Below are 18275 nucleotides of genomic sequence, written 5' to 3'. Positions count from 1 at the left end.
GGCCTACGGCCGCTCCGCCCCCACGTCCCGAGCCCCCGCCTCCGGGGCGCCCGGATCTTCTGGAAGCACCATGTCAGGGGTCTCGACCGAGCCCGTCGGAGCGCCCCCACGCTTGCCCATCGGGCCGTCGGTGGGACGCTCCTCGCGCTGCGGCCGGCCGGGGCCGCGCTTCCGCTCCGTGTTGATGTCGTAGATCTTCATCCGGTAGCGCAGCTTGTCGCGTTTCATCTGCAGCAGCTCCGCCGTCCGGCTCTGGTTCCAGTTGCACTGCCGCGACGCCTTGACGATGAGATCGATCTCGACATCGCTCATCAGGCGGTCGAAATCGACGCCGTCCTCCGGGAGCGGCCGGGCGAGGACGTTTTCCAGCCGCCGCACCGCCGACAGGTTCATCGACACCTGGCCGGCGATGGGTAGCTGCGGCGGCAGCAAGGTCTCACCGTCCTCCAGCAGGACGACTCGTTCCAACATGTTCTTCAGCTCGCGGATGTTGCCGGGCCAGGGGTAGTTGAGCAGCATCTCGGCGCACTCCTGCGAGATGTTCTGGAAGTTCTTGCGGAACTGCTTGTTGTACAAGTGCAGGAAATGCTTGGTCAGCACCAGGATGTCTTCCTTGCGCTCCCGCAGCGGTGGAATGAAGACCGGCACCACCTTCAGCCGGTAGTAGAGGTCCTCGCGGAAGGTCTTCTGCTCCACCGCCTGTGCCAGGTTGCGGTTGGTGGCGGAGATGATCCGCACGTTGACCGTGATGTCCTTGGTGCCGCCGACGCGCTTGAAGGACATGCGCTCCAGCACCCGCAGCAGCTTCACCTGGATGGTGAGGCTCATCTCGCCAATCTCGTCCAGGAACAGGGTGCCCCGGTTGGCCAGCTCCATGAGGCCCAGCTTCTGGCTCTTGGCGTCGGTGAAGGCGCCCTTCTCGTGGCCGAAGAGCTCGGATTCCAGCAGCTCTTCCGGGAGCGAGGCGCAATTGATCTCCATGAAGGGCAGGTCGTGGCGCGCCGACATGCGATGGATCATGTTGGCGATGACGTCCTTCCCGGTGCCGCTCTCCCCTTCGATGAGCACGGTGGTGGAGTCGCTTTTCGCCACCTGCTGTACCGTGTTGTAGACCGCTTGCATGGAAGGGCTCTGGCTCGGGATCACCGTGGTGTCCGGATCGAGCTTGTGCCGGCGGCGCAGCTGCAGCAGCTCCCGGGCGAGCTCCCGCGACTTCAGGCCCTTGTCGATGACGAAGAGCAGCTGCTCGAGGTTGATGGGCTTGTTGACGTAGTCGTAAGCCCCCAGCTTCATGGCTTCCACGGCGGTCTTGATGTCGCCGAAGGCGGTCATCATGATGACGCAGATCTCGTCGAGGACGTCCTTGAGCTCCGCCAGGACCTGCAGGCCGGTGCGGTCCGGCAGCTTGAGATCCAGGAGCACCAGATCCGGCAGCTCACTGTTGATGGTCTCCACCGCCTGCGTCGCGGTGGCGGCGGTGCGGACCTCGTAGCCCTCTTCCACGAGCGTCTTGCTCAGGAAGTAGCGAATCGAGTCCTGATCATCGACGAGCAAGATCAGCGGTTTCACTGGCTCCTCCCCTCAGGATCCGTCCCAATGGCAAGCACAGGTAAAAGCAGCTGCCGTGTCCGGGACGGCTTTCGACCACGATCTGCCCGCCATGGCTCTCGACGATGTGATGGCAGACGTACAGGCCCAGGCCCGTTCCTTTGGCCTTGGTGGTGAAAAACGGCTCGAAAATCTTGTCCCGATCCTCGTCGCTGATGCCGTCGCCGCGATCGCGGACGCTGAACACCAGACTGTCCCCCGGGCCGCGGCGCAGGTGCGGCTGCTGGCCCGAGCCCAAGCGCAGCTCGATCTCCACCGCACCCCCCGGTGGGCTGGCCTCGACACCGTTCTGGATCAGGTTGATGAGCACCTGCTCGAGGCGGCCGGGGTCCACTTCGAGCGCCGGCAACTCGGGCTGCAGGCGCAGGTCGCAGCGCACCTCGTGCTTGGCGAAGCTGGGCTCGAGCGCTTGCAGGCTGCGCTCCACGAGCGCGCCCATGTCGGTCTCCCGCAGGCGCAGCTCCATCGGCCGGCCGGCGGTGAAGAGGTCTTCGATGATGCGATTCAGCCGGTCCACCTCGTCGAGGACGAACACGGCGTGCTGCGCCCGCTCCCCCTTCATTTGTTTGGTCATGTACTGGATGCCGGCGGTGATGCCCGCCAAGGGGTTGCGGATCTCGTGGGCGATGCTGGAGGAAAGTCGGCCCAGCGCCGCCAGCTTGTCCAGGTTGCGGATCTGCGCTTGCATGCCCTTGATCGCCGAGAGATCGGCGAACTCGCCGACCACGCCGTAGACGTGCTCCTCCTCGTCGCGCAGCAAGGAGGTGGTGAGCTGGATCGGCAGGGTGGCGCCGGCGGCGGTGTGCAGCACGGCTTCGACGCTGCCGACGCTGCGGCCGCCCTCCAGGGCTTCGCGCAACGGATCACGGCCGGTGGCGTCGCGGATCAGCTGCGCGCTCGGCCGTCCGGTCACCTCGACCTCGTGGTATCCGGACAAGCTCTGGCCGGCCTCGTTGAAGAGGGTGACGCAGCCGTTCAGTCCCACCGACACCAGACCGTTCGACATGGCGCCGATGACGTGATCGAGGAAGCGCTCCTGCAACTGCAGCTCTTCGTAGAGCCGGGCGTTCTCCAACACCGTGGCCACGTTCGCCGCCAGCGTCTCCAGCATCACCAGGTCCACCCGCGACAGCGGCTGGGCGCGCCCGGCGTCACTGACTAGCAGGCAACCGAGGAGCGGGAAGCCGGTGCAGGTCCAACAGCGGAAGCGTCCCCCCTGCCAAAAATCCGCATCCGGTTCGTTGGCGAACTTCTCCACCCAGTCGTCCACCACCGCTTCCGGACAGAGCGGGCAGTGCTCGGCGACGCAGCCCTTGCGGCTCCAGATCGCTCCCACCGGGGCCTTCTTGAGCAGCGGCACCACGGCGTACGTGCCGCTGGTGCATTGCGGCAGAAGGGGATCGCCGTGCAGTGAGCCGGGAGGATGGGTGGCGGCGTCGCGGATCAGATAAGAGCGCTGGTGCCCCAGGCAACGGGAGACCATGCCGCTCACTTCGGGGAGGGCGAAACTCTCTTCCACGGTTTCGTAGCCGTCACCCTGACGCCGGCGCAGGCCGCCTTCGAAGACTCCCTTTTCCGGCGACCAGGTGAAGACGCCGTACTCGGCGAATCCCACGCCGCGGTTCAGGTACTCCACCACCGTCGCCACGATGCGCTCGCGGTCCAGACCCGAGATGATCTGGCTGCCGAGTTCCTTCAACGCCAGCAACTGGATGTTGGTGTGGATGAGCTTGAAGTAGGCATCGTCGAGATCCCGTGCCAGACCGTGGCTGCACTCGGCGAGTGCGGCGACGGGATCGCCCCAGACGCCTGGACGGGGGCTCTGCTGCTGGGCGCCGCGCACCGCTGCCGCCTGCGCCAGAGTGGCGGCGCACAGTCGCGCGTGGCGTCGTTGCAGGACGAGGCCGCCGGCGAGCAGAGCACCGCAGCCCGCGAGAATTGCGAAATGCGGCGGCACGACCATGCTGAGTGAAACGACGCAGGCGAGCGTCCCCAACATCCAGAAGCTCACCGAGCGTGGAAACATGCGCCAGAACCCCCTGCCGCGGCCGGCACCCGCCGGGTGCGCCGCTGGGTAAAACCCCGCAGGGGAGGAGCAACTTTCTATCCAACCAGGGAGTGCGAGGGGAAGCGCTGGGGCATCACGCTGCTGCGCGGAGGAGCAACGCGGCGCGTTCGATCAATCGAGATCTTGCGCCCGAACCGCAAGGCGCGGCGAGGCGAGGAGCACCGCGGCGCCGAGAAAGACGGCGAACCAGAGCGTCGCTCCACGCGTGAGGAGCGTGGCGGCGGCGGCGTGCTCCTTCCCGGCGCCGGCCTGGACCAGCATGAGCACCATGGTGACCTCGGTGCCGCCGAGGCCGCCGGGGAGGAGCACCAGCGCACCCACGATGGTGGCGAAGGCATAGACGAAGGTCGTGTAGGCCAGCTCGACCTCGAGACCGAAGCCGCGGCAGACGAGAGCGAATCCCAGACACTCGGCGAACCAGGCGCAGCTCCCGAGCGCCGTCGCCTGGAAGACGAGCGACGGCCGCAGCAGCGAGCGCATCCCCTCGAGGGCGTGCTCGAGCTTCTCGCCGAATCGACGCAGCCGCGGCAGGCGCTCGACGACGCCGAGGACGAGGTGCGCCGCCGGCGGCGAAGCGAGAGCGAGAAAGAGCAGCACCGTCACCGCTCCGGAGGCGGCGACGGTGGCGAAGCCGGTGCGATAGACCAGGCAACCGGCGAAGACCAAGACGAGGAGCGCGGTGAGATCGGTGAGGCGTTCGGCCACCACCACCGGACCGGTGCGCGTCACCGGCGCCCCCGTTTGCGCCCGCACCAAGTACGCCTTGAGGAGCTCCCCCATCTTCCCCGGAGTCACCGACAACGCCAGGCCGGCGAGGAAGATGCGCAACGACAGCGGTGCGGCCAGCTCGATGCGCCGCTCGCGCAGGTACAGCTGCCAGCGGCAAAAGCGAATGGCATAGTTGAGGAGCGAGAGCCCCAACACCGGGGCGAAGAGTCGCCAGTGGAAGGCGCGCAACGCCGCCTGCAGCTTGCCCCAGTCGGCGTAGGCCGCCACCCCCAAGTACACCAGCGCCGCGACGGCCAGACCGACGCCGAGTCCGTGCAGCAGCTTGCGATTCACCAGGATGCCCCGTGCTAGCGGGAAGGCAAGAGGGTGCTCCGGTACCAGTCCACGGTGCGCGCCAGACCGCTCTGGAAGTCCACCGCGGGCCGCCAGCCCAGGAGGGCCTCGGCGCGACGCACGTCCGCCTGGGAGTGCCGCACATCCCCCTGCCGCGGCGGTGCGTACTGCGGCCGGAAGTCGACGCCGATCAGGTGCGCCAGACTGCGGAAGAGCTCGTTGAGACTGTAGCGCTCGCCGCAGGCCACGTTCACCACCGGGCCGCCCTTGGGACCGCCGTCGCAGGCCTGGAGGTTGGCGGCCACGACATTGTCGATGAAGGTGAAGTCACGAGACTGTTCGCCGTCGCCGTAGATCGTCGGCGCCGTGCCGGCCAGGAGCTTGGTGATGAAGATCGGGATCACGGCCGCGTAGTGCGAGTTCGGATCCTGATGGGGGCCGAAGACGTTGAAATAGCGGAGCGCGATGGTGTCCAAGCCGTAGAGGCTGGTGAAGATGCGGCAGTACTCCTCGCCCACCCACTTCTGCAGCGCGTAGGGCGAGAGCGGCCGGGCTGGCATGTCCTCGTGCTTCGGCAGCGCTTCGGTGTCGCCGTACGCCGACGACGACGCGGCATAGACCAGGCGCTTGACGCCGGCGTCGCGCGCGGCGACGAGGACGTTCAAGGTGCCCACGACGTTGACCGTGTTGGAGAGGAGCGGGTCGTCGACGCTGCGCTGCACCGAAGCCAGCGCCGCCTGGTGCAGGACGAAGTCCGCGCCGGCCACGGCGCGCCGCACCGTGGGCAGATCGGTGAGGCTGCCTTCGACGAGGGTGATACGATCGGCGACCCCCGCGATGTTCTCGCGCTTGCCTGTGGAGAAGTCGTCCAGGACGACGACGGTGTCGCCACGCCGGACCAGCGCGCGCACCAGGTTGGAACCGATGAAACCGGCGCCGCCGGTGACGAGGAAACGCATGGCAACCCTCCGCACGGCGAGCCCCGGGCTGCAAGCCGCATTCCAGGGACGAACAACGGTCGGGAATCTAGCACAGCCGCGCCGCGGCGCGGCAAGCGCTCTCAGCTCCGGACGGGGTCCGGGTCGAGGTCGGCGGTGGTGCGGACGATGTTCTTCCCGGCCCGCTTGGCGGTGAACAACACCGCGTCCGCCTGCCGGATGAGGCCGTACACGTCGTTGGCGTCGTGAGGGAACACCGCCACGCCGAAGCTGCAGGTGACCTCGCCCGGCTGGACGAACTTGAACGGATGCCGGGCGATGGCCTTGCGGGTGCGCTCGCTCACCGCGCGGGCGCCCACGGCGTCGGTCTGCGGCAGCACCAGGGCGAACTCGTCGCCGCCGTACTTCCCCACCACGTCGGTGCCGCGGCAATTGCCCACCAGGAGCTGCGCCACCTGCACCAGCACTTGACTGCCGGCGAGATGGCCGAAGCGCTCGTTGTAGATCTTCAGGTGATCCACGTCGGCCATGACGAAGGCGAAGGTTTGGCCGTAGCGCTGCGCCCGGCGCAGCTCGCTGCGCAGCGCGCGCAGGAAGGAGCGGTAGTTGAGGATTCCCGTGAGGCCGTCCACCAGGGCTTCCTGCTGCAGGCGCTGGTAGAGAGCGGCGTTCTCCAGGGCCACCGCCGTCTGGTTGCCCAGCGCCGCCAGCAGCTTGAGATCGGCGGGGGTGAAGCCGACAGGACGGTTCTCCCGCACCGCCACCAGCATCCCGAGCTGGCTCACCTTGGTGAGCAGCGGCACCGCCAGCACCGCGCCGGTGCCGCGCACCAGCAGTTCCTGCGGCAGCGGCGGGTGCCACTCCCCCGCCCGGCCGACGAAGGGGGTGGCCTCGCGCTCCAGCCACTCCAGCACAGGCTGCGGGCAGGAGACCTCGTCGCGGTACAGAGTCGAATCGCTGCCACGCAGCGCGTAGCGCTCCACCCGGCCTTGACGCATGCGGAGCACCATCACCTGGTCCGCGCGCAGCAGCTCGCGGCAGCAGTCGAGGACGCGTTCGTAGAGCGGCGCCTCGCCGCGTTCGACCCGGGCGAGGCTCGTGATGTCGAAGAACGCTTCGAAAAGCAGATCCTGTTCCCTGCTGTCCACGCAGCCGCTCCTTCGAAGACACGCGTTGGGTCTGGAGCGTGCAAGAGGCATACCACGGCGGGAACGAGCTTTACTCCCGGCGCCAACGCCGGAATTCGGCCAGGACGCGGAGCCAGCGCCGCAGCGCCACGGCGCCGAGAGCCGCGACCAGCGCCGGGAGGAACCAAGCGAAGGCCGAGAGGCCAGCGATCTTCCGCAGCGAGGTCACGAGAGACAGGCTTTGCACCAGGAGCACGGCGCAGGCGAGCACGAGAGCGCCGATGACGGCGAGCTGCAACAGGAGTCCGGAACGGTATTCGCGGCGGAGCGCCGGCAACGACTGCAGCCGTTCCTGCCAGGCCGCCTCGTCCTCGCGCCGCTGCAGCGGCCGTAGCAAGCCGAAGGTGGAAAGGGGTTGCCGTCGCGGCGTTCCTCCGGGGCGCCGCCGGGGCCGCATGCTCATCGTTCCGGATCCTTCTGCACGTCTTCGAACTCGCCGTCCACGATCTCCTCGCGCAGATGTCGCGGCATCTCCTGACGCCCCTGCACCGGGGGCTGCGGCGCCTGGCGGCGGGGTCCGCGCACCAAGCGCAGCAAGCCGAGGCCGAGACGCGCCAGCACCACCACGAAGAGCAAGCGGAAGAGGAAACCGAGCACCCTGCCTCCTCAGCGGAGCACGACCAGACGCACCACGGAGATCTCCTGCTGCCCCCCGGGTCCGGCCCATTGCACGCGGGCGAAGTAGATACCGCTCGGGATCTCGAAACGGGAGGTGGCACCGAGGAGCGGCACGGTGACTCGGGGCTCCCGGGCCTGGAAATTCGGCTGCACCGTGGTGTGGTGCGACGCCACGCGGCGGCCCGCGGCGTCGTAGAGCTCGGTCAGCAAGCTGCCGGGGCGCTCGAGCCCCAGGCTCAGGCTCGCCTCCTCCAAGCTGCGCACCGGGTTCGGCCGCACCTGCACCGGCAGCCCCGACTGCGCCGCGACGACGAAGGGAGCGGTGTAGGTCTGGCTGGTGCCGCCGCCGCTCCCGGTGGTGAGACGCACCGCGACGCGGTTCTGTCCCGTGTCCTCCGGGAGAATGGGGACCGGATCGACGACGAGCTCGAGTCGATCGGCGGTCTGCAAGGGCCGCACGGCGCCGCCTTGGCTGAAGCAGTCGTCGTCGCTGCAGTCGAGTAACGGCCGCACCGCCCCGCTCGCGCTCTCCACCCACATCTCCACCTGCAGCGGCCCGCCGTACGCCGCGCCCGTGCTCACCACGGTGAAGCTCGCCGACAGCGGACCACCGGGCCAGAGCCGCCAGGTGCCCGCCGCCGCGTCGTAGGGGAACGGCGTGCCTTGCGGCGCGATGAGCAGCTTCACCCCTTCCGGCGCGAGCAGTGCCGGGGTCTGCTGGCCGCCGCTCTCGAAGCGCAGCACCCCGGCCAGGATGGCCCGCGACACCTCGACCAACTTCGCCGAGCGCACGTCGAGCCCCGTGTCCCTCGGACGATGGTAGGAGGCGTAGTTGCGCAGCGTGCTCACCGGCGCATCGGCGCCGAGGAGCGCCGGCACGTTGTCGAGCCAGAAGCTGTTGTGGTCCGAGGCCAGCGACTCGTCCAGCTCGCGCCGTACGGTGAGGGCGATCGGCGGCTGCACCGCGGCGACCGCCTCGGCGAGCACGTCCGCCAGCCAGCGCGAGGCGACGTTGTGCACGAGTTGCAAGTTCGTTCCCAGGCTGTCCGAGCCCACCATGTCCATGTTGTAGGCGGCGAGCACCTTCGTCCCCTCTTGCTGCCGGCGCTCGACGTACGCCCGGCTCCCGGCGAGGGGCGGCTCGATCCCCTCGGCTTCTTCGCCGGAGAAGGCGATGAACTCGAGGTCGAAGGCGAAATCGAGGCTGCCGTCCCGCACCCCGGCGGCGACGCAACGCAGCACCTCCAGCACGCAGGCGACGCCGGTGGCGTTGTCCTCCGCTCCCGGCGTGGCGGAGAGCGGCTGGCAGGCGTTGCGCGCCGCTACCCAGGTGCTGTTGCGCTGCCCTGTGGCGTCGATGTGAGCGCAGACAACGAAGGTTCCGGTACCGGGGACGCTGCCCGGCAAGCGGGCGATGACGTTGTAGGTGGAGTCCACCACGGTAGCGTTGTTGCAACGGCGCGAGCGGGGAAAGCTCTCGCGGCGCACGCTGGCCCCGGCGATCCCCTGCACGGCGCGGTGCATCACCGCTTGCACACGGGGACTGTAGAGCATGTCGAGAGCGGCGCTGAAGACGTGCCGATCGGCGTCGGCGCCGAAGGGATCGCGGGTGAGGAGCGCCATGCTGGCGAGGAGCGAGTCCTCCGACACCGATTCCAACAGGCTCTGCAACGCCGGCCGCGGTTTGCCCACGGGCCGGAACACCCAGGGCGCGAGCTCCGGCGGCGGGCCGCGGTCGAGAAGGCTCCGCGGATCCACCTGGTGCGGCGGCAGCACCAGGCCGCCGTGGCAGCCGAGGACTTCCGGCGGCCAGTCCTCCGGCGGACCAGCGAGGAGCCACACTTCTCCCGCCGCGGCTGCGACCGTTCCGAGCCGCAGCGTTTCCAGCAGCGCGAGGGTGCCGGCGTGGTCGCTCCGTCGCAGCGCCTGCTGCTCCTGCGGCCGCAACAGCGCCAGCTCGGTGCCGCGGCCGTGGCTCCCGAGCACACGCCCGCCCCAGGTAGGTGCGAGAGCGCGCGGGTCGCGCGTTTCGACGACGACGAGACCACTCTCGACCCAGCGCACGTCGACGCCGCCTTCCTGGGCGAGCGCCTCCACGACCGCTGCGGTGGGGGATTCGAAGACGACGACGAAGAAAGGCGGCGACTCGGGCGCGGGCTTGCTGCGCCCAGGAAGCAAGAGCAAGAGGACGAGAACGGCGAGGCTGCGGGGCTTCACTTCTTCTCCATGGCCTCGCCGGTCATGGGCACGAAGCGCACCGCGGCGAGGGTGTCGCTCACGAAACCCTCCGCCGTACGCCGGATGCGGAGCAGCAGCTGCTGGCCGCCGCCTACCGGGAGCACCATGCGCCCACCCAGCCGCAACTGCTGCCGCAGCGGTTCGGGGATGTGTTCCGGTGACGCGGTCACCACGATGGCATCGAAGGGCGCCGCCTCGGGCCAACCTCGATAGCCATCGCCGCTCCGCACTTGGACGCGGTCGTAGCCCAGGCGGCGCAAAGTCGCCTGGGCGCGCTCCGCCAGCTCCGGGATGATTTCGATGCTGTAGACCTCGGGCACCAGCTCGGCCAGGACCGCCGCTTGATACCCCGAACCGGTGCCGATCTCGAGGACCCGCTCCTGTCCCTCGAGCTCCAGGGCCGCGGTCATCAAGGCCACGATGTAGGGCTGCGAGATCGTTTGTTCCCAGCCGATGGGGAGAGGCCGGTCTTGGTACGCCGAGCCGCGGACGTCGGCCGGCACGAACTCGTGCCGGCGCACGCGCCGCATCGCCCGCAACACCCGCTCGTCCTCGATGCCGCGCGCGGCCACCTGCTCCACGACCATGGCTTCCCGGGCGCGCTCGAATTCTCGTTCCCGGGCGGGGTCCTCTCCCCCGCCGGGAGCCGCGCCACCCAGCGTCATGGCCAGAAGCATGCAGACTCCGAGGGCTGCGAGAGCGGCACCGGACCTCCTCGACGACCTCACCCTAGCCTCGCAACATCCGATGAGCAGACGAGATACACATCTGGACCATAACCTTTGCGGAGGCTGGGCGCAAGCCGGTCGGCGGTGCGGGAGCGAGGTGACGGTTCCGGGTCGCAACTATAATGGGCTCCGAGGCATTCCCAGGAGGCAGACGTGGCCGAGCTCATTCCCGCCCCCTTCGGCACCTTGGTGCACCGAGCCTTCGTGGAGTACGAGCGCACGCGGGCCATCTTCGAGCTGCCGGAGCACAAGTTCTACCGCAGCCGTCCCGGCTACGACCTCGGCGTCCAGTTCCACGGCCAGCAGGCCACCAACGCTCTCGGTCCGGCAGCGGGACCGCAGACGCAGATGCTGCAGAACATCGTCCTCTCCTGGCTCGCCGGCGCGCGCATCCTCGAGCTCAAGACCATCCAAGTGAACGACCACCTCACCATTCCGCGGCCGTGCATCGACGCCACCAACGTCGGCTACAACGTCGAATGGTCCCAGGAGCTGCGCCTGGAGAAAGCGGTGCGGGAGTACGTCGGGGCTCAGATGTTGCTCGAAATGCTGCGGGCAAGCGGCGTCCTCGACGGCGCTTACGAAGACGAATCCTTCGCCCAGTCGGAGTGGATCTTCGACCTCTCGGTGGGCTACGACTTGAAGGGTCTGCGCCACCCGCGGGTGGTGGAGAGCATCCGTGCTTGCATGGACGCAGAGAGCATCATCGAGGAGCTGCGACCGCAGATCCCGGAGCGCTACCACGGCCTGCGCGACCTGCCCTTCCGCCGCGACCTCGTCCAGAGCGCTACCCTTTCCACCTTCCACGGCTGCCCGGCGGAGGAGATCGAGGGGATCGGGGAGTTCCTCCTCCGCGAGCTGGGATTACACCTGACGGTCAAGCTCAATCCGACCCTGCTCGGTGTCGAACGCTGCGAGCAACTCCTGCACGACGAGCTGGGCTACACCGACATCCGGCCGGCGCGGGAACACTTCGAGCGCGATCTCCAGTTCGAGCAGATGGTGCCCATGGCGCAGCGTCTGCGGCAGAGCGCCGCGGCCCTCGGCCTCGGCTTCGGCCTCAAGCTCACCAACACCTTGGTGGTGCACAACCACCGCCCTATGTTCGCCGACGAGGTCATGTACCTCTCGGGGCAGCCCCTGCACGTGTTGACACTGCACATCCTGCGCGACGTGCGCGCCGCCCTCGGGCCCGAGCTGCCCATCTCGTTTTCCGCCGGCATCGACGCGCACAACTTCTCCCGCGCCATGGCCTGCAACCTGACGCCGATCACCACCTGCACCGATCTGCTGCGCCCCGGTGGCTTCGGGCGCCTGCCAACGTATCTGACCAACCTGGAAGCGGAGATGCAGCGGCTCGGGGTGCGTTCGATCGGCGACTTCGTCCTCCGCGCCGAGAACCACGGCGAGGCCGCGGCGCGCGCCGCCGTCGGCGAGCTTCGCGCCGCCTTGGAGCGCGCCGCCCGGCCCGGCGGCGACCCACGCCGGCAGGCGGATGTGCTCGAGTTCACCCAGGCTCTGGAGCGGCGTCTCTGCGAGGCCATCCGCGGCTCCCCCTATCACGACGTGCGTGCCGCCCTCGGGGCGGTGTGGAAGACGCGGCCGCTCTTGCTCCGCTCCACCCTGCGGGTCGAGAACGAAAGCGCCGACAGGGCGCAGCTCTACCGGCGTCTGGTGGAGCTGGCGGCCGCCGCGAACATCGACCCGGTGGTGGAACGCGCTCCCCTCGAACCGCGCTACCACGCCGCCCGCAACGCCCGGGTGCCGCGGAAGATCGGCTCGCACCTGCAGCTGTACGACTGCATCAACTGCGACAAGTGCATGCCGGTGTGCCCGAACGCCGCCAACTTCGTCTACCACGCCGTGCCGCAGGACTTCGAATACGTCGACTACACCTGGCAGGACGGCGCCCTGGTCGCCGTGCCGGGTGGGCGCTTCGTCGTCGCCAAGCAACACCAGATCGCCAATTACGCCGACTTCTGCAACGACTGCGGCAACTGCGACGTCTTCTGTCCCGAAGACGGCGGCCCCTTCGTGGAAAAGCCCCGCTTCTTCTCCAGCCTGGAGTCGTGGAGTCGCGACGGCGGCATGGGCTTCTACGTCCGTCTCGGCCGCCGGCACGGTATCTGGGGTCGCTTCGCCGACGGCGGCGAACATTTCCTCCAGCGCGACGCCGACAGCGGCGCCACCACCTTCCGCAGCGCCGCGATGGAAGTGGACTTCGACCCGAGCACGCACCGGCCGCTGCAGACCCGCTTCCCCCGCGGCCCGGTCGCTGCCGGCACGCGGCTCGACATGCGCGCCTATCACGTGCTGCGCACGCTCCTCGCTGGAGCGCTCGATCCCACCACGGTGCACATGATCAACACGCCTCAGTTCTGAGGCAGGGGGCCGCCGCCGGGCACTTGCAAGCGCAAGCGGATTTCGTCCACCGCGAAGTGCAGCCGCGCCGCCAGCTCCAGCGCCGCATCGAGCATGGCCCCTTCGGGGAGATCGGCGCTGGGGGAGGCGACCGCCACCACCAGGCGCTCCACCAGGCGGTGCAGGTGCTCTTCCGATTCGGTGCGGTCGAGTCGCAGCTGCAGTTCCTCCGCCAGCGCCAGCAGCTGCTGCGCCGCGCCGAAGGCGAAGCGGTCCGGCCGCTGGCTCAGCTGCTGGGTCTGCTCGCGCAGGAGCGAGCTCAAGCTCTTCGCCACCGGTTCCAAGCGCAGGCGCAAGCCGAGCTCCTGCGCCAGTCGCAGGACATCGCGCAGACGCTGGGTCGATTCCCCGCCGAACGGCGGACGGAGCGCCGCCGCCGCCGCTTCCAGGTCGACCTGTAGGCTGAGCTCACAGGGGGTGCGCAGCTCCTCCGGGAGCTCCAGGCCGATGTCGGCGAAGTCCCGCAACAACTCCACGCTCTCGTCGAAGAGAGCGCGAGCATGCAGGCGCGCTGCCGCCACGCGCTCCAGCGCCAGGCTGGTGGCGATGTGCCGGCGTTCGGCGGCAAGCAGATCGCCGATGCCGCGGGGGCGTGCCCCGTAGTGGCCGGTGAGCACCCGTTCCAACTCGAGCCGGGTGAGATCTTTCTTGAGGCGGCCGAGCTCGCGGCCGAGCTGCTCGTGGGCGGCCCGGTCGGCGGCGCTGGTGAAGCAAGCCAACAACCGCGGGGCATACTGCAGAACCAGATAGGAGAACTCCCGCCGCTCTTGCGTGCGTTCCTCTCGCAGCCGCAGGTGGCCGCGCCGCCCGCCGTGGCCGGCGAGCACGGCGGTGCTCTCCTCCTCGGCTTCGACCTGGAAGCCGTAAAAGCGCTTCGCCCCGGCGGCGAGGTCGAGGGCGCCGAGCACCGCCCGCGCCGTCACCGCATGCTCGGCGCTGCGGAGATCGGGACGCACCCAGTTCTCGTAGATCGTGCGTCCGGTATCGTGACCGTTGTTGCTGCGCACACGCTCCAGCGCTGCGAGCAGCGTCTCCTCCAGGTCCTCCCCCGACACGCGCCGCATGAGCTCGACACAACGGGCGGCGTAACGCAGGATCTGCACCGTTTCGATCCCGGTGACATCGGCGAAGAACCAGCCGCAGCTGGTGTACATCGCCATGGCGTGCCGCTGCGCCTCGAGCAAAGTGAGCGCCGCCACCTGCTTTCCCTTCCCTGCTTCGGGACGCAGGTGCCCGGTCAGGAAGGCGTCGAGCCGGTCTCCATCGCTGGGCCAGGTGGCGACGTCGACGAAGTCGTCCCGCGCCTCCCAAGGGTCGTGGAAGAGTCCGGCACCGTGGCGCTCGAAGAGTGCCGCCGTCGCGTCGCGCAGGCCATCCAGCGCCTGGCGCAACGGCCCGCGCCAGGCCTGGTTCCATCCGGGGGGCGCGCCGGTGGAGCAACCGCAGTCCCGCACCCAGCGCCCGACCCCGTGGGCGCAGCTCCAGGCGCTGCCTTCCCCCGCCTCTCCCGTCTCCAGCTCGACTTCGTGGGCTGGCTCGAGCTCTTCCAGGATCTCACCCCAATTGGTGAGACGAAAACCGCGCAGCGCCGCCTTGTCGCTGCAGAAGGATGCCACGCACATGTCGGCGAACGGCTCGTGGTGACCGAAGGTCTCGCCGTCCACCGCTGTCGATACCAGCTGCGGCCCGGCGCGCTCCGGATCCACCACCAGCGCCAGGCGCTCGGCGAGCCGGTCGGCGCTGTGCAGCAGCTTCTCGAAGGCCATCGCCCGCGACACCGGGCCGTCGTAGAAGAACACCACCAGGGTGCCGCCGTTGCTGGAGCGCACCAGGTAGGGCCGGCGCGCATCGATACGGCCGCCACCCACTTCTTGCCACGCCCCCCCGGCGAGCGGCCGCACCCGCCGCGCTTGATAAGGCGAGAGCACGGTGAAGCGAACGGCGCACTCCACCAGAGCGTCCACGGTGCCGCGGTGGATCGCCGTCTCCGGCAGCCACATGCCTTCGGCTTCGCGCCCGAAGCGGAGCGCGAAGTCGCGCTGCCCCCAGCGGATCTGGGTGCGCCGATCGCGCTCGTTCGCCAGCGGCAGGATCGAATGGTGGTAGGCCTGGGCGATGCCGTTGCCGTGGCCGCGGCGCCGCGCGCAGCTGCGGCGGTCCGCCTCTAGGATGCGCCTGTAGGTCTCCGGGTGCGCCGTTTCCAGCCAGGAGAGCAGGGTCGGCCCGACGTTGAAGCTCAGGTGCTCGAAATTGTTGACGATGCGGCGAATGCGCCCGAATCCGTCGAGCACCCGCGAGGCGGTGTTGGGCCGATAGCACTCGCGATAGATGCGCTCGTTCCAGTCGTGGTACGGGTGGGCGCTGGGCTGCTCGGGGATCTCCTCGGTCCAGGGGCTGTCGCGAGGGGGTTGGTAGAAGTGACCGTGCAAGACGACACGGGAATCGGGCCGGCGCGAACTGGGCATCCCCTCACCGTCCGGCGTAGACCCGGTAATCCAGGTCCGGGAGGAGGTTGTCGCTGCGTTCCATCGCCAGCAGCTCCGCCTCGTCGACCCCACCGTCCCGCAGCATCTCCGCCAACTGTTGCAGCCGGTGCAGGTGCAGCCGGGTGCGCTTCACGGCGTAAGGGACGACGGTGCCGGTCTTCATGATGAAAGCCCAGTCGCTGCTCTGCGCCAGCAGCAGCTCGCGCGCCGCCTGGTTCAGCGCCCGGCGCTCGACACCCGTCGCCTCGGGATGGGCCCGGGCGAGCTCGACCATCGTGCGCGCCGCCTGGTCCAGGTGGCGGTAGATCCAATCGTTCGAGCCCTCGAGCCAGACCTCGGCGTAGCCCTTGTGGCCCCAGCTCGAGAAGCTCGGGCGTACCACCTGCTGGCGCGGATGGCGCTCCAGGTACTCCATGGGCGTGATCGGCTCGACGAGGTCCTGGTCGTAGTGCAGCTTGCGGAAGAGGTAATCCAGGAACTGCGGTCCCTCGAACCACCAGTGGCCGAAGAGCTCGGCGTCGTAGGGCGAGACCACGATGGGTTCTTTCCCCATCACCCCGCGCAGGTATTCCACCTGCTTGCCGCGGTTGAACAGGAAGTTGCCCGCGTGGTGGGCGGCGGTGTCCAGAGCCACGTCGCGCCGGTAGGGCTGCTTGTGCGGGGTCCGGCCGGTGATGGCGTAGTACTTGATCCCGGTGTTGATGCGCAGATCACCGCTGTGGATGTAGGGGCGGATGTAGTCGAGATCGAGATCGTGACCGATGTCGCGGTAGAACTCGCGGTACTCGTAATCCCCCGGGTAACCTTCCTCGGCGCTCCACACCTGCTTGGAAGACTCCAGGTCGCGGCCGAAAGCGGCCACGCCGCCGGGACAATAGACCGGGGCGAAGATGCCGAACTTGGGCCGCGGCGTGCCGTAGAGGATGCCGTGAGCGTCGACGATGAAGAAGCGGATGCCCTCTTCCTGCAGCACCGTCTCCAGGCCCGGAAAGTAGCCGCACTCGGGCAGCCAAATCCCCCGGGGCCGCCGCCCGAAGTGCCGGACGTAGTCCGCCGCCGCGATGCGCACCTGGGCGCGCACTGACTCGGGGGAGCTCTGCATGAGCGGCAAGAAGCCGTGGGTGGCGCCGCAGGTGAGGATCTCCAGGTGGCCGGCGTCCTGGAGGGCGCGGAAGCCGGCCACCAGGTTACGCCCCGACCGCTCCACGAAGGTGCGATGGCAGTCGCGGAAATGGGCCGCGTACATCTGGGCCAGGACATGGAAGCGCGGCTCGTGGCGGGTGCGGTGCACTTCTTTGTCGGCGAGCTCGATGAGCAGCTCCAGGTGGTGGACATAGCGCGACACCAGGAGCTCGTCGGTGAGCATCGCCAGCAGGGTCGGCGACATGGACATGCTGGCGCGGAAGTGCACGCCGTCCCGCGCCAGGGATTCGAAGACGTGCAGGAGCGGCACGTAGGTCTCGGAGATGGCCTCGTAGAACCAGTCTTCTTCGAGGAACTCGTCGTACTCCGGATGGCGCACGAAGGGCAGGTGGGCGTGCAGGACGAGGGCGAAGTAACCCTGGGGCATGTCCTCTCCGCCGCTCGTGACTCAGGGTTGGCGCCGCGAGGCGAGGCTGGAGATCCCGAAGCTGGAGACGCCGCCGGCAATCAGCTCGCGACGCAACCGCTCTTCCAGCGCCCGCAGGATCTCCCCCGAGCCGAGGCCGATGGCTTCCCCACCGGAGAGCTCGAACATGCGCCGGTAGTGCTCTTCCTCGACGATCCAGTGTGCATCGCTCTGCGGCGACATGGCGTCCCGCGGCATGGCGACGAAGTTGGAGCGCACCAGGGGCAGGAAGCGCCCGTCGGCGCCACGCAGGCCGAGCTCGGCCACGAAGTCAGCTCCCGGGCGTCCGAGCTCGACGTACCAGTTGCCCGCCAGGTCGTGCACTTCGATGTCGAAGGAGCTGTGGTGATTGCGACCGTCCCAGTCGACGGCGCTCACGTCGTAGAAGCGCAGCACCAGGCGCCCTGGCTCGGCGAGATCGCGCCGCGCCCTCTCCACTTCGTCCTCCCGGACTTCCCACCAGGCGTAGCTCCAGTGCGGATCGCGCACCAGGAGCACGAGGCGATCGACGCCGTAGCGTGAGGGCAGGGGTGGTCCCTGATCGACCCCGGCCGTCTCGCGTGGTGCCTCCGGGCGCGGCGGACCGAGCGAACCCTGGGGGCGCTCCGGGCTCGGCGGTAGGCCAGCCGGCACGGGCACCAGGGGAGCGGCCTCGGGCACGGCGGCGCCTTGGCTCCCTGTTTCTGCCGCAGTGCGAGGGCTGCGCCACTCGCGCGGCGCCTTCGTCTGTTCCAGAGGCAGGCGGGCCGAGGAGGGTGTGCCAGCCGACGGCACGTCGTCCTGCGGTGCAGGCGGCTTTTTCCCAGCGGACAAGCGTCGACCCCCGGCTCGAGACGAGGCAGAGCGATGCAATCCAAGTACTAGCCTCTCTGGTCCCCTGGGGCAAGCGGAAGACCGCACCCACCCAAGCTCCTGGGAAAAATTCGGGCGCGGAGAGCGACGGCGAGGTCTTCGGCGGACCCGGCCCGGGCGAGCTCAGTCTGGATTCTGCGGACTGCGACCGATGTCGACGATGCTGCACGCCAGGACCAGCACGAGGCCCAACTCCTGGCCTCGCGCCATGACCGCCGCATTCTCGGAACCGGGGTTGAGGAACACCTCCCGCACCCCCTTCGCCGCCAGATCCGGCAGCACCTGCAAGGTCTTCTCCGGGGGCAGGTAGATCGTGGCGCGCTCCAACCGCTCCGGCAGGTCGAGGACGCTGCGGAAGGCCGGGATCCCCTCGATGGCGGCAGCGGTGAGGTGCACCGGGTACACCTCCCAGCCGGCGGCGCGATAGGCCCGGACGGCGCGGTTGCCATATTTGGCGCGG

Annotated in this window: 14 protein-coding genes; 1 reads left to right on the top strand and 13 read right to left on the bottom strand. The window is 68.9% G+C overall.

The window, feature by feature from the left end; translation table 11 throughout:
* Positions 1–3: 3 nt before the first annotated feature.
* The 9 genes from VFE28_11835 to VFE28_11795 all read right to left on the bottom strand — a co-directional run bounded on the left by VFE28_11835 (position 4) and on the right by VFE28_11795 (position 10396).
* Positions 4–1569 carry a sigma-54 dependent transcriptional regulator gene (locus VFE28_11835; protein ID HZM16684.1) on the bottom strand — a complete coding sequence of 522 codons (1566 nt, stop codon included), beginning with the start codon at positions 1567–1569 and terminating at the stop codon, positions 4–6.
* Positions 1541–3634 (bottom strand): ATP-binding protein, encoded by a 2094-nt coding sequence (locus VFE28_11830; protein HZM16683.1) that lies wholly within the window; start codon positions 3632–3634, stop codon positions 1541–1543. The genes VFE28_11835 and VFE28_11830 overlap by 29 nt, the downstream gene beginning before the upstream one ends.
* A 153-nt stretch (positions 3635–3787) precedes the next feature.
* Complete coding sequence (locus tag VFE28_11825; GenBank protein ID HZM16682.1) at positions 3788–4738, bottom strand: lysylphosphatidylglycerol synthase transmembrane domain-containing protein; 951 nt, start codon at positions 4736–4738, stop codon at positions 3788–3790.
* Positions 4739–4752: 14 nt separating this feature from the next.
* A complete protein-coding gene (locus tag VFE28_11820; protein ID HZM16681.1) occupies positions 4753–5697 on the bottom strand; it encodes an SDR family oxidoreductase in 945 nt (314 codons plus the stop codon).
* 101 nt (positions 5698–5798) lie between these two features.
* Complete coding sequence (locus VFE28_11815; GenBank protein HZM16680.1) at positions 5799–6824, bottom strand: sensor domain-containing diguanylate cyclase; 1026 nt, start codon at positions 6822–6824, stop codon at positions 5799–5801.
* 70 nt (positions 6825–6894) lie between these two features.
* Positions 6895–7266 (bottom strand): hypothetical protein, encoded by a 372-nt coding sequence (locus tag VFE28_11810; protein HZM16679.1) that lies wholly within the window; start codon positions 7264–7266, stop codon positions 6895–6897.
* Positions 7263–7460, bottom strand: coding sequence for a hypothetical protein (locus VFE28_11805; GenBank protein HZM16678.1), 198 nt, complete (start codon positions 7458–7460; stop codon positions 7263–7265). Before VFE28_11805 ends, VFE28_11810 begins: the two co-directional genes overlap by 4 nt.
* A 9-nt stretch (positions 7461–7469) precedes the next feature.
* Positions 7470–9698 (bottom strand): M28 family peptidase, encoded by a 2229-nt coding sequence (locus VFE28_11800; protein HZM16677.1) that lies wholly within the window; start codon positions 9696–9698, stop codon positions 7470–7472.
* Positions 9695–10396, bottom strand: coding sequence for a protein-L-isoaspartate(D-aspartate) O-methyltransferase (locus VFE28_11795; GenBank protein HZM16676.1), 702 nt, complete (start codon positions 10394–10396; stop codon positions 9695–9697). Before VFE28_11795 ends, VFE28_11800 begins: the two co-directional genes overlap by 4 nt.
* A gap of 204 nt (positions 10397–10600) precedes the next feature.
* On the opposite strand from VFE28_11795, the gene VFE28_11790 reads away from it, so the two are divergent.
* The gene (locus tag VFE28_11790; GenBank protein ID HZM16675.1) at positions 10601–12829 is read left to right on the top strand and encodes a 4Fe-4S dicluster domain-containing protein; all 2229 of its coding nucleotides are present in this window, start codon (positions 10601–10603) and stop codon (positions 12827–12829) included.
* On the opposite strand, the gene VFE28_11785 is transcribed toward VFE28_11790, so the two are convergent.
* From VFE28_11785 to VFE28_11770, 4 genes are all read right to left on the bottom strand, one after another.
* Positions 12820–15333, bottom strand: coding sequence for a DUF3536 domain-containing protein (locus VFE28_11785; protein HZM16674.1), 2514 nt, complete (start codon positions 15331–15333; stop codon positions 12820–12822). The genes VFE28_11790 and VFE28_11785 overlap by 10 nt on opposite strands.
* 4 nt (positions 15334–15337) lie before the next feature.
* Positions 15338–16924 carry a 1,4-alpha-glucan branching protein domain-containing protein gene (locus tag VFE28_11780; GenBank protein HZM16673.1) on the bottom strand — a complete coding sequence of 529 codons (1587 nt, stop codon included), beginning with the start codon at positions 16922–16924 and terminating at the stop codon, positions 15338–15340.
* A 21-nt stretch (positions 16925–16945) separates the two neighbouring features.
* Positions 16946–17623, bottom strand: coding sequence for a DUF4912 domain-containing protein (locus tag VFE28_11775; protein HZM16672.1), 678 nt, complete (start codon positions 17621–17623; stop codon positions 16946–16948).
* 315 nt (positions 17624–17938) lie between these two features.
* The coding region (locus tag VFE28_11770; GenBank protein ID HZM16671.1) for a CoA-binding protein at positions 17939–18275 on the bottom strand (337 nt) is incomplete at its 5' end.

This window comes from Candidatus Krumholzibacteriia bacterium (genome assembly GCA_035649275.1).
In the GTDB taxonomy this organism is placed as follows: domain Bacteria; phylum Krumholzibacteriota; class Krumholzibacteriia.
Note: the sequence above shows the minus strand (reverse complement) of the source record. Positions and strands in the feature narration are given on the sequence as shown.